Origin of the sequence: Pseudomonas sp. TUM22785 (assembly GCF_028198105.1) — a bacterium.
GTDB lineage: Bacteria > Pseudomonadota > Gammaproteobacteria > Pseudomonadales > Pseudomonadaceae > Metapseudomonas > Metapseudomonas solani.
Window position 1 is genome coordinate 6,820,266 of the sequence record NZ_CP116239.1, and the last position, 18,844, is coordinate 6,839,109.

Here is an 18,844-nt window from a genome sequence, read left to right on the forward strand (position 1 = left end):
TCAGCTAGGAACGATATCAATTGGCCATTTCGGCTGGTTCTGGAAGCCTCGGAACTTCACCGAGATCGCCTTCACGCCGATCGGTACCTCGCCCAGGCGTTTCACCTGCCCGGTCTTCAGGTCGACGAAGCCGAGGCTGCGACGCACATTACCGTCCACTTCATCCTCCACCAGCAGCATGGCGCCGCCGGCCTGGGGCATGTCGTCCATGGAGAGGACCACGGGCTCGCTGCCGAAGCCATCGCCAAAGTTGAGCTCGGCCAGGGTGACCCAATCGCTCTTCGCATCCAGGCGGCTCAACTTGCAGCCGTTCAGCAGCAAAGGCTCGCCCTGCCAATGAGCCAGGCCGGCGCCACAGCGGAGATCTGTCGGGACCTGGGAGATTTCCTGCTCTTCGCTATCACCCCACTGGTTACGGCTCAACTGCCGCAGCACGAGCACATCCTGCGCAGCGCCATCGTCAGCCTCAATGGTTTCTGGCATGAGGTAATAGGTGCTGTTGCCCTGAGTATCGTCGAGGAGCTCCCCACGACGATTGCTCCAGATCTGTTCCTCCCAACGCTCCAAAGCCGGAAGCCCGTAGAGGTCGTATTGGAAGCCATCCGAGGTATCGAGTGAAGCCGTCCACAGTTGGCCGGTGTTCATCACGTCCAGGCTGCGATACCAGCCCCCGATCGCCTTAACCAACGTCATGTCCCCATCGAAACCACGTTGACTCAACACGCGGCTGGTCTCGACGCCATCCACGTCCTCCAACGCGAGGACATCAAATTCGGGAATAGATGTTGGGTCTGTGGGGTCGCTACCCAGCTGCACTTCGAGCGCGTCACTGAAGCGATCGTCATCGGTATCGGCTTTATCACTACGAGTACCGTGTTGAGACTCAGCGCTGTTGCACAACAGATCCAAATCATCGTCCTGGCAGGGAGTGAAGTTGACGATGCGCTCGCGATCACCTGCAGGAATACCCTGCAATGTGGTTTCGCCCAGCCCCTGCAACAGCGCTGCCATGCTCTGGGCTCCAGCCTCAAGGTTCTCCAACGCAAGGAAGGACATCACCAATCGATGGTCGTTGGCAGGGATCTCAAACCTGTAACCAATGCGCCAGCTGTAGTAGGCATCACTGAACAGTTCTTCGCTGTTAAGCGAACTGCGCCCCGCCTGATCGGCAAAGACATGCACCGTCGCTACCGGCCCCGGTACCAGACTTTCCCCCTGGTAGGTGCTCTTGCGCAGGCTGAGCCAACCATCCTCAGCCGACAGCGCATCATCCCCACTCGATGTCTGCTGCTGGTAACCCTGCCCCCAATAGTTCGGCTGTGAACGCAGCACGGGCGCAACCGTACGTGCCTGACTACTGATGTTGTAGAACCTGTCCAGCACCCGCACGTAGGAATGCCCGGATGCTGGCGCGTAGTACTCGCGGCTGACCAGCAAGCCACTGTCGATCGCTTTCAAAGGGCTACGCCAGATTGGCTCATCGCCAACACGGGTATAAACGCGACGCGGCGCCTCGAACTGACGAGAGATGGCAAGTGAACGGGCTGCTTCAACGCCATCGGTGCCATCAAAGCTCTCCAGTCTCAATGCGCTTTGCACACCAATAGTGTCCTGATTTCTACCCAGACGGAATGTCAGGCTGCCTTCGGATACCACGCTGACGCCAAGGCCGGACTCGGTCTCCATATAAAGGTCAGAGGCTTTTTCGGCTGCGGCGCGATCATCCGACGGATTCTCAGGGTCAGTTCCATCAACGAAGAGCTCGTCGCCATCACCACGGCCTGCACCATCACTGTCATATTTGCTGGGCGACAGCCCCATCTCCACTTCAAACCTGTCAGGCAGTCCATCACCGTCGCTGTCCAGCTCGCGTGGGTGAGTACCCTGACGGAACTCCTCGACGTTGCTCAGGCCATCCCCATCCTCATCACCATCGGGGCTCGTGCCCTCCATGTCATAGTCGATCTCGAACTTGTCCTCCATACCATCGCCATCGCTGTCGCGCTTATCTGGCAGGGTGTTATAGAGCTCGATCTCCTGATAGTCAGTAAGCCCATCACCATCGGTATCCACCTTCAGCGGGCTGGAATTGTTATCCAGCTCGACGCGATCGCCGACCCAATCGCCATCGGTGTCGTAGCGCGTCGGGTCCGTATGGTGGATACGGACTTCATCCGCATCCGGGACGTTGTCTCCATCCGTATCAGAGTTGAAAGGATCGGTGCCGAATTCCTGCTCTTCCAGATTGGTCAGGGTGTCGTCATCCCAATCCTCATCAGCAGCCAATGGGTTTGGCTCCAATGGGCTCGGGCCGTATACAAGCTCGAACCAGTCATTCAGGCGATCACCATCGGTATCCTTGTCATCCAGGCGGGTACCAAGCAGCGTCTCACGGATATCCGAGAGGCCATCACCATCGCTGTCCAGGTGGCCAGGCAGGCGGCCGACTTCCATCCGGTAGTTACCTTCGGCCGTGGGCACGTATGTGATGGTGTAACCGTTCAGGCCGAAGGTGCAGTAGCCGCCCTGTTCAATGGCGATATCCCGATAGACCTGCCGGCCGTTGACGTTGAGCAGCTGGACCTGGTCCTTGCCGTCATACCAGTTGCCATGGGCGAAGCGGGTAAGAGTACGCTGCCCGCAGTGCCAGCCGCTGTAGGGAAGCTTGTAGTAGCGATTCTCTATACGACCATCACGGTGGATTACGACCTGCACATCCACCAAGTTATCGTCTTCTACCCCTTTCCTGCGCCAGTCAGTCCACGTCAGGGTCACACGATCCTCAAGCATGGCCACATGGAAGGCCTGGCTGCCCGCGAAGTTCTCAACCAGATATTGAACCGGGATGTCCTGGATTTCCTCGCCGATCTCCACCTGTTGGTCACGGACACGGACCGTGAGCGCCTTGTCAGCGAAAGCAAAGCTCTCCGGCAGCTGCAGATAGAGCTCGGTGTCGTCATAACGCTGCCCCAAGTCACCGGTCATAGGCTCGACATAGGTGTCTTCACCGCCCAACGTGAGGTCATTGGACTCAAAAAGCCCATCTTGATACAGCTGCACGACCTGCTCTGCCCGTACTGGATAACCCAGAACCTCCTTCTCGGCCTTGATCACCCAACGGTCACTTTCGCGGCGATCAAGCCCTTCAAACAGGAATCGCCCGTCTTCACCGGTAGTGACGGTCAAGTCATCGCCCAAGAGACGTGCCAGGACGTTGGGCTCTTCACCGCCATTGCCCTGCTCCAGGTTTACCTGAACCCCAACCAGCGGAACACCCAGTTCGTTGACCACACGGCCGGCGATGCTGCTCGGCGGCACTGCCACCACGTCAAGCTCCAGGGTCTGGCGACCAACGTTGTGGTTGCTGTCGGTGGCGCGGACCTCGAAGCGCACGGTGCCCTCGCCCGGCAGGGTCAGCTGCTGCTGGTGCTGGCCGACGCCGTTGAACACGGCCTGCTGCTCGCCGTCCATGAGCAGTTCGACCTCGCCGACGATGCCGGCGTCCTGCACGTCGAAGGTCAGGGTGATCGGGTCGCCCGGGTAGAACGGGCCTTCGCTGTGGGCGATGCTCACGCTGGGCGCCTGGGTGTCCGGCACGCTCGGCTCGGGGTCGCGGCCATCGGGAATGCCGTCGCCATCGACGTCCGGGTTTTCCGGGTCGAGGCCCAGCGGAATCTCGTCGGCGTCCGGCAGGCCGTCGTTGTCGGAGTCCACCAGGTCGCTGAGGTTGACCAGGTCCTGGACCTCTTCCTGGGTCACGCCGACGTCTTCGAAGGTGGCCGACGCCAGTTCACGCAGCACACGCTCGGCTTCGGCACGGCTGTAGTTCTGCACGGCGTAGTGCATCAGCACCTGGCGGCTATGGGGCTTGAGCGTCAGGTTGTACGTCACCGCGTAATCGTCGCCACTGCGCATCACGAAGGTCGGGCGCACCTTGGCACTGGCGCTGCTGAACAGCAGGCCCACGGCCGGGTCGCCACCGCCATTGCTGCCGTCGTCGGTCAGCAGCCAGTTGTCGGCCGTGGTGAAGGCCTGGTCGCCGCTGGACGTAGCGATGGTGTAGGTGGAGCCATCGGAGCCGAGGTTGCCGTTGATCCGCACCGGGATGGTCAGTTCCTGGTCGCCGGTGTTCTCGATGCGCTCGATGAAGCGCGCGTAGCTGCCGCTCTCCGGTACGTAGATGCTGCGGCTGACCTTGAGTACGCCGTTGCCCATGGCCTGCGCAGGCAGCGTCACTTCGCGGCCGGCCAGGCGCAGCAGGCCCGTGCTGATGGAGGGGAAGCCCTGCTCGTTCACCGTCAGGTACTGGCCGCCGTCATAGGCGTCGCTGGTGCCGTCGTTGATCGTCCCGTTGCCCTGGATATCCCAGCGGTAGCCGTTGTTGAGGTTGTAGGCGAACCCGACGTTGCCCTCGTAGCTCAGCTCCGCGTCGGTGATGGGGTCACGGACCTGGCGAGGCAGGGCCTTGAGCACCAGCGGTTCGACGCGAACGTCTTCCGAGTCCACCGGCACCTGCGCCAGCACCTGGGCGAACATGGGTTGCTTGCCGAACAGCGCGGTGGCCTGGACCTTCAGCGCCGTGTCGGTGGTCAGCACCTGGAGCTGGTAGTGGCCCTGGGCGTCGGTGGTGGTCTCGATGCCTTTCACCCGTACCAGGGCGCCGGCGATGCCTTTGCCCAGCACGTCCTGCACGCGGCCGGAAACCTGCAGCTCGGGCACGGTGGCGACGGCCACGGTCAGGTCCGCGGTGCGTACGTTGCCGTTGCTGTCGGTGGCACGGACCTGCAGCAGGGTGCTGTCCTGGTTCGGCAGGATCACGGTGAAGGTCTGGGTGCCGCCGCTGGTGCGGGTCTCACGCAGCAGGCCGTCCTGCAGCAGCTCGACCTTGGCCACCAGGCCGTTGTCGCTGATCAGCGCGGTCACGTCCAGCGGCTGGCCGCCGTAGCGACGGGCCGGTTCCAGGGGCTGGAAGGTGACGTTGGGCGCGGTGGCGTCAGGCACCAGCGGCTCGCTGTCCTTGCCGTCCGGGATGCCGTCGTGGTCGCTGTCCGGGTTGGCCGGGTCGGTGCCCAGGCGCGCTTCGTCGGCGTCGCTCAGGCCGTCTTCGTCCTGGTCGTAGAAGGCGAAGAAGTTCACCACCTTGCCGGCCAGGGTCGGGTCGAGGTTGTCCAGGCCCAGGCCCTTGAGGCTGCGCAGGCGGGCGCCGGTCTGCATGGCGGCGTCGGCCGAGCCTTCCAGGGTGGAGAAGTGCATGACCACGCGGCGTTCGCCCGCCGGGATGCGCACCTGGTACTCCGCCAGCCATTGACGGCCGTTGCGGCTGACCAGGCTGGTGCCCTGGCGACGGTTGGCGTTGCCGCCCAGCACCTGCAGCAGCACCGGACGGGTCGGCGTGGCGGTGTCGCGCAGCGCCAGGTAGTCGTCGGCGGTGGTCAGCTGGTCGTCGCCACTGCTGGTGACGATGGCGGTCTGGGCGTCGTTGGCACCGTAGTAGGACTGCAGGCGCAGGGTGACCACCTGCTCGGTACCGCTCGGGTTGTCGAGGATCTCCAGGTAGCGGGCATAGGCACCACCCACGCTGGGCACCAGCACGCGGCGGCTGACCACCAGGTTGTCCATGCGGCGCCCTTCGTAGTGGTACTCACGGCCGTTGGCGCTGCTGGTGGCATGGTTGTAGGAGTAGCCATAGCGGTTGCCGTTGATGAACAGCAGGTTGGCCCAGTAGCTCGAGTCCACCGCAGCGCCCGTGGTGGAGCGCAGCTCGCCACCGTAATAGAAGTTCCAGTCGCGGTTGTTCTCGTCCTTGGCGGTGCGATAGCCATTGATGTTCGGACGATCGTCGCCGGCCACCTTGGGATCGGTGCCATCGACGAAGCGTTCGTTGATGTCGCGGCGGCCGCCGTTGTCGCCGTCGGCCTTGAGCGGGTCGCTCGGCGGCGTGCCCAGCACTTCCCAGCCGTCCAGCAGCTCGTCGCCGTCGGTGTCGACGTTGCGCGGCGAGGTGCCGGCCTGGAACTCGACCAGGTTGCTCAGGCCGTCGCCGTCGGTGTCGTCCTGAGCGCCGACGTTGAGCAGGTTGTTGTCCACCTCGTACTTGTCGGGCAGGCCGTCGTCGTCGCTGTCCGCCTTGAGCGGATCGGTACCGTGGTTGAAGAGCTCGGCGTAGTCGCTGAGGCCATCGCCATCGGTGTCAGCCAGGTCCGGACGGGTGCCACGCGCGACTTCATCGGCATCGAGGACGCGATCCAGGTCGGTGTCGCGGGTCAGCGGGCTGGAATGATGCACCAGCACCTCGGCACCGTCGGTGAGCCCGTCGCCGTCGGTATCGGCCACGCGCGGGTGGCTGCCGGCATCCTGCTCCTGCAGGTTGTTCAGGCCGTCGCCGTCGGTGTCTTCGACCGCTTCGCCGTTGGCGAGCTTGGCCGCGAAACCATAGCGCTGCTCGAAGCCGTCACGCAGGCCGTCACCGTCGCTGTCGGCCTTGAGCGGATCGAGGCCCAGCAGGTATTCGAGGGCATCGGCCAGGCCGTCGCCATCGCTGTCCGCCTGGGTGGTCCAGTTGACGATGCCGCGCTGCTCTTCGAGGGTCAGGTTCGGTTCCTGGACATCGCTATTGGCCAGTTGCTCCAGGGTGCTGCGCGCACGTTCGCGGCTGGCATCCTGCACCAGGTACTGCACCAGCACCTGACGGCTGCGCGGCGCCAGGGTGACCTGATAGTTGGCACGGTACTGGTTGCCGCTGAGCCAGGTGGAAACCGGGCGCAGGGGCGCATCCGTGCCTCCGATGACCACGCCGGCAGCGTACAGGCCACTGTCCGGGGCCACGTCGTCGGTCAGCAGGTAGCTGTCTTCCGGGTCGAAGCCGGCGTCACCGGACGAGGTCTGTACCACGGGGCGGGTCGCGTAGAAGTTGCCGTACACATAGAAGGGCACGGTCACCGGCTGGTCGCTGGGGTTCTCCAGCACGTTGATGAAGCGGGCGTAGTTCTGGTTCGCCGGCACATAAACCTTGCGGCTGACCATGACATTGCCGAGCTGCTTGGCCGGATAGATCAGCTCGCGGCCATCCAGACGGGTGCGATAGGTGTTGCTGTTGTAGTTGGTGCCATTGACGACGAGGTACTGGGCGCCGCTGAAGGTCCAGTTGGAGGCGTAGGTGCCGTTGTTGATACCGCCATAGGTGTTGAAGTCCCAACGGACGCTGTTGTTCACCTCGCGGTTATACGAGGTGCTCTCCTCGGCAGCAGCCACATGGCGCTCTTCGATCGGCTCGAACGCGGTACGGCCGTGAGCGGCCAGCACCAGGTCACCGATATCGGAACTGCTGCCACGGGCCAGCTCGAACACCTCGCTGGTGGCGGAGACCAGCTGGTTGCCGAAGCGTGCCTCGGCCTTGACCCGCGGCTCCAGCGCCAGGGTGGAGGCAGACAGGGTGAAGCGGCCCTGGCTATCGCTGGTGACGGTGGCCGAGGACGGCATCGGGCCGGTGCCATTGCTGAAGGCCACTTCGTCCACCAGGGTCCAGGGACCGTTGGCGCGGAAGCTGACACGGACGTAGCGGCTGTTGATGTTCAGCCCGGACAGAGTCAGTTGGGCATGGGCGTCGAGGGACATCCGATCGCGGTTGTTGGCATTGCTCGGGACGGTGTTCAGCGTGCCGACCGGCACCCAGTCGTTGCCCACTTTCTGCAGCACGTCGAAGGACGGCAGCACGTAGTCCGACAGGGTGTTCTGGGTCGCGCCGACCTTGAGGCTGGTCAGGCTGACCACACGGCCGAAGTCGAAGTCGACGTTCATGGTGCGGTCGCTCCAGCCCAGCCACTCGTAGGCACCGCCTGCGCCCAGGTCAGCGGCGTAGCCGGCCACACCCTGCTGGCCGTCGATCAGTTGACGGCCGTAGTCGTCGCCGTAGCAGTAGTGCCAGCAGCCCGTACCCTGGTCCAGGGTGTAGGAGACCGGCTTGATGCGAGCGGCTTCGTAACCGTCGATCAGGGTCACCTGGGCGCCTTCCACGGTTTGGCCGTTGGCGTCGAGCACGCGGCCGGTGACCTGGGTGCCGGCGTCGTCCACCAGGCTCAGGCGGCGCACGCCGCTGCGGCTTTCGTTGCCGTTGGTGTCGCGGGCGCTGGCTTCGATATCCAGTTGCGCGCCTACGGCCGGCACGCGGATCACATGCTGGTAGGGCGCGCGGTCGTAGGTGGCCACGGCCACGCCGTTGACATAGAAGGTCACGCTGGCCACGCGGCCATCGTCGCTGGCATCGGCACGCAGGCGCAGTTGCTGGCCGTGGGCCAGGCTGGCGCCGGCCGCCGGGGAGACCAGGCTCACGGTCGGTGCCTGGGTGTCCTTCTCGGTGGGCGCGCTGTCTTCGCCGTCGAGCAGGCCGTCCTTGTCCATGTCCGCGTCCAGCGGGTTCAGGCCACGGGCCACTTCCACGCCATCGGACAGGCCATCGCCGTCGGTGTCCGCCACCTTCGGATTGGTGAGGGTCTCCAGCAGCTCCTGCTTGTTGCTCAGGCCGTCATTGTCATAGTCCTGGCCGGCGTCCTGGGCGTTGCGCGGGTTGAGGATGTCGGCGTAGGGGCCCTTCAGCTCGATGAAGTCGGAGAGGCCATCGCCATCGGTGTCCGCCAGGTCCGGGCGGGTGCCGTAATTGTTGATCTCTTCGTAGTCCGGGATGCCGTCGTCGTCGCTGTCGGCCTTGCGCGGGTTGGCCTTGTACTGGACTTCCTGGGCGTCGAGCACGCGGTCGTAGTCGCCGTCCTCGCTCAGCGGGTCGCTGTTGTGCTGGTTGACCTCGGCGCCATCGGTCAGCCCGTCCTCGTCGCTGTCGACCTGACGCGGGTGAGTGCCCAGCTCCTGCTCGCGCAGGTTGCTCAGGCCGTCGCCGTCGCTGTCCAGGTTCTGCTCGCCCGCCACCAGCGGGTTGAAGCCGTACTTGACCTCGAAGCCGTCCAGCAGGCCGTCGCCATCGCGGTCGGCGATGAAGGCGCTGGTGCCGTTGGCGTATTCGTAGACGTCCTTGAGGCCGTCGTTGTCGCTGTCCTTGAGGGTCAGCTCGTGCATCATCACCAGGATGCCCGGGTGGTAGATGGTGAACAGCGGGTCGTTGTCGCCCGGGCGGCCCGACTCGGTCGGGGTGAAGCCGAAATAGACCTGGCCGGCGCCATAGGCATAGCGGATGGCGACCACGCGTTTTTCCGCACGGGTGCCGGTGAACATCAGCGGTGCGGTACCGGGCGCCAGCTTGTCCATCGGCATGTAGGCGTGGCCGGAATAGTTGGTGTTGCGATAGGGCCACCAGGAACCGACGCGGCTTTCACTGGCATCGGACCAGCGCAGCACCGGCGTCAGGCGGATCGAGCTGCCCGTCCACACCGACTCCGCAGGCTGGCCGGGCACATCCGCCAGCACGGCATTGGAGCTGGTGTTGTAGTTCTCGCTGAACAGCAGCGTGCCGCCGTTCTGGACGAAGGCGAAGACCTTGGCGCGGTTGCTGGAGTAGTTGCCGTTGCCGTAGTAGTCCCGCGAGCTGTCCACCATCAGCATGTCGACTTGCGACAGGTCGAAGCTGGCCAGGTTGCTCACCTGCACCGGCTCGTAGCCGGCACGCTCGATGATGAGCCGCTGCGAGGGCTGGCCGGCGTTGAAGCGGGCGTTGAAGTAGCCCACCCGCACCTTCGGCTGCTGCAAGGTGATGGTGCCGACGTCCGTGGTGCCGCCCCAGACCGGGTCGGTGGGTGCGGAGACGGCGGTCACCGCCTGGTTGCCCAGCAGGCCGCTGGCGATGACCGAGACCACGCCCGGTGCCACCGGCACGCGGGTGATGACGAAGCTGCCGTCGCCGCCGCTGACCGCGGTCTGGCCGCCGACATCGAGCTGGGCGCCCACCACCGGCTGGCCGTTGCTGTCGAGCACGCGGCCGATCACGGTGGTCAGCGGGTCCTGCACCAGGGCGAAGCTGTGTTCGCCACTGCTGCCGACGTTGTTGTTGGTGTCGGTGGCGATGATTTCCAGGCGCAGGCTGTCGGCGTCGCTCGGCAGGTTCAGGCTGTAGGTGAAGGGCGCGGCGTTGACCAGCGCGATCTGGGCACCGTTGAGGCGGAACGCCACCTTGGTGACCCGGCCGTTGTCCTGCAGGGTCGGCACCAGGGTCATGCGCAGGCCCTTGATCAGGGTCTGGCCGACCTTCGGATTGTCCAGGCCCACGCGGGGCGCCTGGGTGTCCTTGACCAGCGGCTCGGCGTCCTCGTCGTCGCGCAGGCCGTCACCGTCGGTGTCGGCCTTCAGCGGGTCGGTGCCCTTCTGGTCCACTTCGACGCCGTCCAGCAGGGTGTCGCCGTCGCTGTCCGGGTTGTTGATCAGGGTGCCCAGCTGCGCCTCACGGGCGTTGCTCAGGCCGTCGTTGTCCTTGTCGGCCTGGCCGTCGGCCGGGTCGCTGGGGTTCAGGCCCATCTGCAGTTCGAGCGGGTCGGGGATGCCGTCGCCGTCGGTGTCTTTCTTCAGCGGCGAGGACGCCGGGATGTTGCTGACCTCGGCACCGTCGGACAGGCCGTCTTCGTCGGTGTCGACCTTCAGCGGGTTGGTGTGGTGGGTGCGCACTTCCGCGCCGTCGGAGAGGCCGTCGCCGTCGGTATCGGCCACCCGCAGCTTGGTGCCCAGGGCGGCTTCTTCCAGGTTGCTCAGGCCGTCGCCGTCGAGGTCCTCGGCGCCGTCGTCGATGCCGTTGCCGTCGGAGTCGCGCAGCGCCGGGTCGAGGCCCTGGGTTTCCATTTCCAGCTTGTTGCTCAGGCCGTCACCGTCGAAGTCGCCGACCGGGTCGAAGACCTGCAGTTTCAGGGCGTTGCCCAGCACCACCGGCTTGACCGGCGTGCCCGGCAGGGTGCCGCTCAGGGTCAGGGGCAGCAAGGCGCCGTCGGCGATCGGATCATTGGCCGCACTGAAGAGGGCCGGAACGGTGAGGGTGCGGGTCGGACTGTAGTACCAATTGAAGCCCTGGCTGGTGCCAGCCAGCTCGGCGCGGCCGTTGGCGACGTTGTACCAGCTGATGTTGTCGGCCAGGGTCAGCGGGATCTGGATGCTCTGGCCGGCCAGGACCTTGAGTGGCCCGGCGACGCTGAACAGCGCATGGGGCGCGCACAGCTCGGCGCCCTGCTCGCGGACCTGGTCGTCGCGGGCGACGCCACGCAGGCCGGAGCCGGTGGTGTCGTAGCGGTAGCAGCGGCCCAGCGCCAGGGCGGGCTGCGCGTCGAAGGTCAGGGTGCGGCCGTCGCTGCTGAGGGTGGCGCTGCCGCCACGGGCCGCGTTGCCTTCGAAGAACTTCAGGGCATCGCCGCTGGCCAGGCGCACCGGCTCGTCGAAGTCGAAGTAGGCGCGCAGCGCAGTGCCCTGGCGGGCCTCGATCAGGCCACGGATGACCTCCGGCGGCTGCACGGTGAAGCTGATGCGGAAGCGGCTGGTCAGGTCCAGGTTCGGCAGGGCCTGCACCGGGCCGGCCAGGCTGACGGTGACTTCTTCGAAGGTCTCGTCGCTGATGGCCATCCAGCCCTGGCCTGCGCTCAGTTGCACGGTGGTGCCACCGGCCTTGCCGTCCACCAGGGCGGAGCCGCTGGCCTGGACGTTGACCGCCAGGTTGGCGGGCTTGCCGTCGACCTGGGTGATGGGGTTGCCGAAGCGGTCCTGCAGCATCAGTTGCAGGCGCACGTCCTGCTTGATGCCACGGGTGAGCACCGCGCCGTCGTCCTGCACCCGGCCCTGGTCGTTGAGCAGGCGCAGGTGGCTGGCCACGGCCGGCAGCACGGTGAGGTCGAGGTTGCTGTAGCAGCAGTTGATGTTGCCGCGAGCGTCGTAGGTGTAGCGGATGCTGTTGCCATTGCTCGACAGCGGCAGGCTGAACTGGCCGGCCTTCTGGCCGACCTGCAGGTTCAGCCGCGCACGGCCGTCCTTCACGGTCACCTGCACCCGCTCCACGGTCTGGCCGTTGAGGGTGGTGCTGCCGATCTGGATGCCGGCGCCGGGCTGGGCGTGGTAGTCGGCGGCCGGCAGGGTCACCACCAGCAGGCTGCTCTGGTCGTCGGTGACCGGGTTGAGCACCAGGTCCTGGGACTGGATGTCCAGGGTCAGGGTCTCGCCCGCCGCCACCGGCGGCAGGTAGCTGAGCAGCAGGTTGCGGGTCGGGCCGGCGAGCAGGCCGAGGGCCTTCTCGGCGCGGGCCACCTGGGTGAATTGCGGCAGGTCCGCCCACAGCAGGTAGTCGCCCAGGCTGCGGTCGGCGTTGAAGGTCAGGCTGGCGTAGCCGCCGCTGTCGCTGGTGCTGGTGCCGAGGTTTTCCACATAGCCGTCGGCCAGGCGACGCAGGCGCCATTGCACCGGCTGCTCCGGCACCGGGCGCGCAGCGGCGTCGAGCACCTGCACGCGGTAGATCGGACGTTCCTGCACCCGCGCCTGGTCGGGGTTGTCGCTGCCCTGCACGGCCTTGAAGCGCAGCTGGTTCGGCGACTGGGTCAGGGCCACGGCGTATTCGCGGCTGAAGGTCTGCTGGCCGATGCGGTCGGTGAGTTCCACCTGCACGCGGAAGGCGTCGCCCGGCAGCGCAGCTTCGGGCATGCGCAGGTCACGGCTGTGGCCGTTCCAGTAGGCGCCATTGCCGCAACGGAAGTTGCCGCTGTCCTCGCGCAGGCAACTGAACAGCTCCTTGCGCTCGCTGCCCACCAGCTGCAGCACGCGCAGGCCCAGGCCGCCGGTGTCGTCCAGGGCGTTGAGGTTGTTCAGTTGCAGGGTGACCAGGCCACCGTAGACGCCACGGGCCGGCAGGCTTACCTGCAGGGCGGTGGCATCCGGCGCGCGGTCGCGGACCACGCGCAGGTTCTGCGCCGGGGACTCGCTGACCTGGCCGCGGCTGTCGGTCAGGCGCACCTTGAACGGCTGGTTGACGCTGCTGGCGACGCGCTCGGTGCGGCGGTCCTGGACGCTGAAGCTGCGGTTCAGGGTGATGCCGGTGACATCGTAGTGGTCGGTGAAGCCGTTCCACAGCAGGTCGACGCCCTTCAGGCCGACGTCGTCGCGAGCGGCCAGCTGGACGTCGAAGCGACCGCGTTCGATCACCTCGGCCGGCAGGTTCAGGGTGGTGACCTCGGGGAAGGCGTCGTCGATGACGGTGACGCGCAGATCGGCGCTGCTGACGTTGCCGGCGCGGTCACGCACCTCGACGTTGTAGACCTGCTCGCCAAGGCTGGTGGCGGCGTCCTGGTAGCTCAGCTGGTTCTGGCCGAAGGCCACCGCCACCACCTGGCCGTTGCGCATCAGCGTGGCCTTGTCGAGGGCGCCCTCCTCGTCCGCCATCTGTGCGGTGACGGTGAAGGGATAGCCGCGCACGGCACGGTTGTTGTCCTTGAACACCGCGCTGCCCTGGTAACCGAGGCTCACGGTGGGCGCCTTGGTGTCCTGGTGACGGTAGAAGCGCTTGGCCGCTGATTCGGCGCTGTTGCCGAACACGTCCACCGCGCGGGCCTTGAGGTACTGGCCGCTGAAGCTGGCGTCCAGGGCCAGGCTGGCCTGGTACGGCTGGGCGCTGCGCAGGGCGACGCGCTGCCAGGGTCCGTTGCTGCCGGCAGCGACCAGGAATTCCACCTGGGCCAGGGGCTGCTGGCTACCACTGACCTGGGCGCTGACGGTCAGCGGCAGGGGCAGCCAGGAATGTTCGTCGGCCACCAGGGCGATGCTGAAGGGGTTGGCCACGCCGTCGCCCGGCTCCAGGAACAGGTCGCGGGCAGTGCCCTGGCGGATCACGCCATAGGCGTCTTCCAGGCGCAGGCCCAGTTCCATGGACTGGCCACCCGGCAGGCTGGCGGGCAGGCGCAGCTGGGTCGCGCCAAGGCCCTGGCCGAGGGTGCCGGCCGGTTGGCCGTTGATGCTGAATTCGACGCCGCGCAGGCCGTCCTCGGCCAGGCCGAGGGTCAATGCCTGGGCCGCCTGCAGGTGGCTGCCGGCCAGGGGCTCGAGCAGCGAGGTGGTGCTGGCGCCGAGGCCATAGGGCAGCTCGTAGACCAGCACGCCCTGGCTGCCGAGGCCCACGGCCAGGCGGTTGTTTTCCACGGCCAGGGCACTGATGCGCTGGGCGAGCAGCAACTCGCCGTTGGCCATGGCCTGGCCGCTGGCCGGGTCCAGGGCCAGCAGGCGCACGCCCTGGGCCTGGGGTTGTTCGATCCACAGCAGGTTGCCACCCAGGTACAGCTGGCTGGCGCTGGCGCCGGCCAGCAGTTCGCTGCGCTGGCCGCTGCGCAGGTCGTAGCGCCAGGCACGCTCGGCGGAGATGTAGAACAGCGCGTCGCCGGTGAAGGCCAGTTGACGGACTTCGCCACCCAGCTGGGCGCTCAGTTCGCTGACCGGCTGGCGGGCATCGCTGCGCAGGTCCACCAGGAATACGCGGCCGCTCTCGCTGAGGGCGACGACACGGCTGCCGTGGGCCGACAGCTGGCGCAGGCTTTCCTGGGCGTTGACCAGCAGGCTGCGGCGGCTGGCCGGGTTGGTCAGGTTGTCCAGGGGGGCGATCTGCAGGCTGCCGCCGCTGGCCACCAGCAGTTGGCCACGGGCGATGGCCAGGTCGTTCACCGGGGTCTGGGCGAAGACGGTCTGGGCGGCCAGGCTGGAACGCGACAGCGCCACCACTTGCTGTTGCTGATCCTGGGCGAGGAACCACAGGTCACCGGCGCTGGCCACCTGGCTGGCGGCCTGGGTGAAGGCCTGGCTCGGGTAGAGGGTGGACTGCCAGCTGCCGGCGTCGTCCTGACGCAGCAGCTGGGCACCGAAGTTGTCGGCAGCGACCAGCACCTGGCCGTCACGCAGGCCCAGGTCCTCCACGCTGCCACGGGTCGGGGTGGCCAGGCTGCGGCTGTCGTGCAGCAGGTGGAAGCCGGCGCTACCGGCCTGCGGACGCAGCACCAGGCCTTCGCTGCCGCCCAGCCAGAGGCGGCCGCCGGTCCATTGGGCCGCGGCCACGGGCGCATTGCCCAGGCTCCAGTCGGCGATGCGCTGGCGGGTGGCCAGGTCGATCAGTTGCAGGCGGCCGTCGGCCAGTGCGAGCAATTGGCCCGGCAGGGCGAACAGGCGCTTGGCGGCAGCCCCCAGCTGCACGGAGGTGCCTTTCAGGGCGGCATCCAGGCGCCACAGGCGGCCGGCGGCGTCCGACACCTGCAGCTGGTCGCCGCTGCGAGCCATGGCCAGCAGGTTCTCGCCGCTGAAGCTGGCGATGACCTGGCCGCTGCTGGACAGGCGCAGGACCTGGCCGGCGGTGAGCACCAGGAAGCCGTCGTTGCGGGCCAGCAGTTGGCGGACCTCGGCGCCCAGGGTCTGGGTGCCGCTGGCCTTGAGCTGGCTGCCCAGGGCGTCGAACCAATAGAGGTCGCGACCGCTGGCGCCGAGGACGCGCTCGCCCTGCACCGCCAGGTGGTTGAGGGGCGCGGCCACGGCCAGGCTGCCGGCGCTGCGCAGGCCGTCCTGCGGGTCCAGCAGGGTCAGGCCGAAGCCCTTGATGCTCAGCAGCAGGTAGCGCTGCAGGTTGTCCATGGCGGCGATGGGGCCGTCGAGGCGCTGGCGCAGGCCCTGGGCGTCATGCAGTTCGGCGCCACGTGCCAGCCAGTAGCCGCCCACCTGGGGCAACATCAGGTCGAAGGGCAGGCGCGCGCTTTCGCTTTGCAGGTTCCAGGCGTCCACCACCGGCGCGCTCCAGCGCTGCTCCTGGCGGTTGCCCAGTTCGTCGTCGATCAGGGCGCGCACCCGCAGTTCGCGGATGCCCGCCGGCAGGCGCAGGCCGAGGCTGCCGGCGCCGCTGGCCAGCAGGCGGTCGTTCTGGTCCAGGGCTTCCAGGCTCATGCGGAAGCGCGTGGCGTCCACGCCGTTGAGGCTCAGGTCCACGCGGCTGCCGGCATACAGCAGGCTTGGCAGGCCGGCGAGTTGCGGCTGGGGCAGTTGCTGGGCCGGCGCGACGCGCAGGTTCAGTTGCTGTTCGCTGTAGTGGAAGTCACCGGCGAAATAGGCGCGAGCGCGCAGTACATAGCTTTCCTGCACGGCCACCTGGGGCAGGCGCAGGCTGAAGCGGCCCTGCTGGCCGGCGTCGAGGATGCGCTGCACGGACTGGCCGTTGAAGCTCAGCAGTTCGAGTTCCACCCAGGCGGGGACGTCGCCCACCTGGTAGGCCAGGGACAGGCTGGAGCCTTCGGCGAACACCTGGTTGTTGCCGGCGCCGCTCAGGGTGATGGCGCTGGTGGATTGGTTGGCCTTGGTGAACAGGCCGATCTCGCGGGTACCGGCGGCGTCCTGCCAGCCGTAGCGGGCTTCGCCGCTGGCCGGCAGGCCGATCCAGCTGAAGCGCTGGCGCAGGCCGTTGACGGCGGGTTGCGCCTGGCCTTCACGGGTCAGGCTGGCGCCCGCGCCTTCGCTGCCGGCGTTGAAGGCGGCGGCCAGGGGCAGGCGGGCACCGGCGACGAGCACCGCACCCTGGTCGGGCACGAGGTCGGCGGCGGCCACGGTGGCGGCGGGTACGGCCAGGTCCAGGCTCTGCTCACCGGCGTGGTCCTGCAGCACCAGGCGCAGGGTGGCCGGCGGGTTGGCCAGCAGCCAGGCACGGCCTTGGGGGAAGGCCTCGCCGAGGTAGGTGTCCAGTTCGCCCTGGTACCAGAAGGCCTGGGCGGCTAGGGGCTTGTCGGCGCCATCACGCAGGCTCAGGTCGGCCTGGCCGAGGGCGGTTTCGGCCGCGGCAGGCAGGCCGCCCACCAGCACGCCGAAGGGCAGGCGCACGGCCTTGGCGCCCAGGGTGACGGCCGGTGCGGCGGCTACCTTCAGCGGTTCGACCACCAGTTGCTGCACGCCGTCGCGCAGTTGCAGGGACACCAGGCGGCCAGCGGTGAAGGCCAGGTCCTGGCGTTCGCCCGCCAGGGCGCCCAGGCGCTCGCCGTCACGCCAGGCCTGCCAGCTGTCGCCGTGCAGGTCGTTGCTCACACGCAGCCAGGCCAGCTCGCCGTCGAAGCGGGCGCGTTGCACCTGGCCGTCCACGGCCAGCACGGTGGCATCGCCCAGGCGCCAGCCATCGGCATCCAGCAGCGGTTTGAAGCGGGTGGCTTCAGTGGCGGTCCAGGTCACCAGGCGCTCGCCGTCGAGGGCGAAGCCCAGGCGGCCCGGCAGGGCCAGGCTGGCACGGCGCACCAGTTGCGGCAGGCGGCTGTCATCCAGCTGCAGCCATTCCAGGCCCTTGTCGGTCAGCACCAGCAGGCGCTGGCCATCCAGCTGCACCTGGCGGATTTCGTCGGCGAGGCTCAGGCCCACCAGCTCGGCCATGGCGCCGCCGTCGACGGCGTAGCCGCCCAGTTGCTGGCCATGACGGACGAACAGCAGGTCGCCACTGCCACCCAGCAGGGTGCCGGCGATGGGTTGTTCCACGGCCGCCAGCCAGGCGTCGCCCTGCCAGCGCCAGAAGCGCAGGTAGTCCTGGCCATCGCGGCGGACCTGGGCCACCAGGCCGGTGCCGGTGAAGGCCAGCTGGCGGATGCGGCCGCTGTCACGGCTTTCCACCTGGCCACCGAGGGTGCGGATGCGGTAGCCGTCGCGCTGGGCGTTTTCGGCCCAGGCAGCGCCGTCCGCCAGGCCCGGCAGGCGGGTCAGGTGGCTGGCCTGGTAGCCGGTCTCGATGGCTTCGCGACGGCTTTCGGCTTGCAGGTAGCCCAGCTTGGTCAGGCTGCGTTCCAGTGCCTTCTCGTGGCCGGAGCGGTCACGCAGGGTGGCGGCCAGGCGCAGGCCGGTACCCTGAGTGAGGCTGTTCCAGACCTGGCGCTGGTCGCTGAAGGCCAGGCGCGCAGCAGCGCTGCCGGCATCGGCCGGGTCGAACAGGTCGAGGGTCGAATCGCGGCTGAAGTCGTTCATGCCCGCCGGCGGCGGCGCGTCGATCCACAGCTGGGTGCCTGCCAGCAGGGTGCTGGCCGGTTGCAGCAGCAGGCCCACGTCCTGGTCGATGCCGTTGTCGGCATGCAGGTTGAGGATGCGCTGGCTGCGCAGGGTCTGGCCCTGCCAGGTGGCTTCGAGGCGCAGCACCAGCACGCCATCGGCGGCGACCTGGGGCATGGGCACGGCCAGTTCCACCACCTCGTCGCCGTCGGCGGCGCGGGTCAGGGTACGGGCTGCCGGGTTGCCGGCATGTTGCGGGTTGCCGGCGATATCCAGGTTCAGGGTGGCCTGTTCCAGTTTGCGCATGCGCACCCGCACCGGGATGGTTTCGCCGGCCTGGACGTCGAGACCGTCGGCCGGAACCAGGAAGCTCAGCTCCGGCGCACCGGCACGGCTGTCGTAGGGCTGCAGGGTGACGCTGGCCGGCGCACTGGCCAGGCCGTTGAGGTCGATGGCGCGGGCCACCACGTGGATCGGTTGGGTGGCGTCGGCAGCGATCGGCAGGCGCAGGCGGCTCGGGTCGGCCAGGCGCTGGCAGGCCTGGGCGTCGGCGAAGGGATCGGCGCTGTGGCTGTCGACGCAGGCTTCGACACGGTCGATGCCGTAGCGGTCGTAGCTGCGCAGGATGATCTCGGTGATCTCGCCACGGGGCACGAACTCGCCGTCCAGCGGGGCGATGATGGACAGCTGCGGCGGGGTGCGATCCGGCTGCAGGTCGTAGCCCACCGGGAAGTAGCGGTAGCTTTCCTGGCCGGCCAGGCCGAAGCCCACGCGCAGTTCGGCAGTGATCGGGGTGGCCGTGGTCGGCGCGCCCGGCAGGTCACGCAGACGCGGGTGCGGCAGGCTCAGGCTGGCCAGGCCGCTGGCGCGGTCGAAGCTGGCGGCCTGGTAGCGGCCATCCAGCAGGCGT

General features: G+C 67.5%; 1 protein-coding gene (running past one end of the window). It reads right to left on the reverse strand.

The features are described from left to right. A protein-coding gene (locus tag PI990_RS30750; protein ID WP_271659427.1) for an Ig-like domain-containing protein crosses the window boundary here: on the reverse strand, positions 1 to 18,844 show its 3' end. It continues 24,056 nt past the right edge of the window; 18,844 of the gene's 42,900 nt are visible here — the last part of the coding sequence; its start codon lies beyond the right edge, outside the window — the gene reads right to left on this strand; it ends in the stop codon at positions 1 to 3.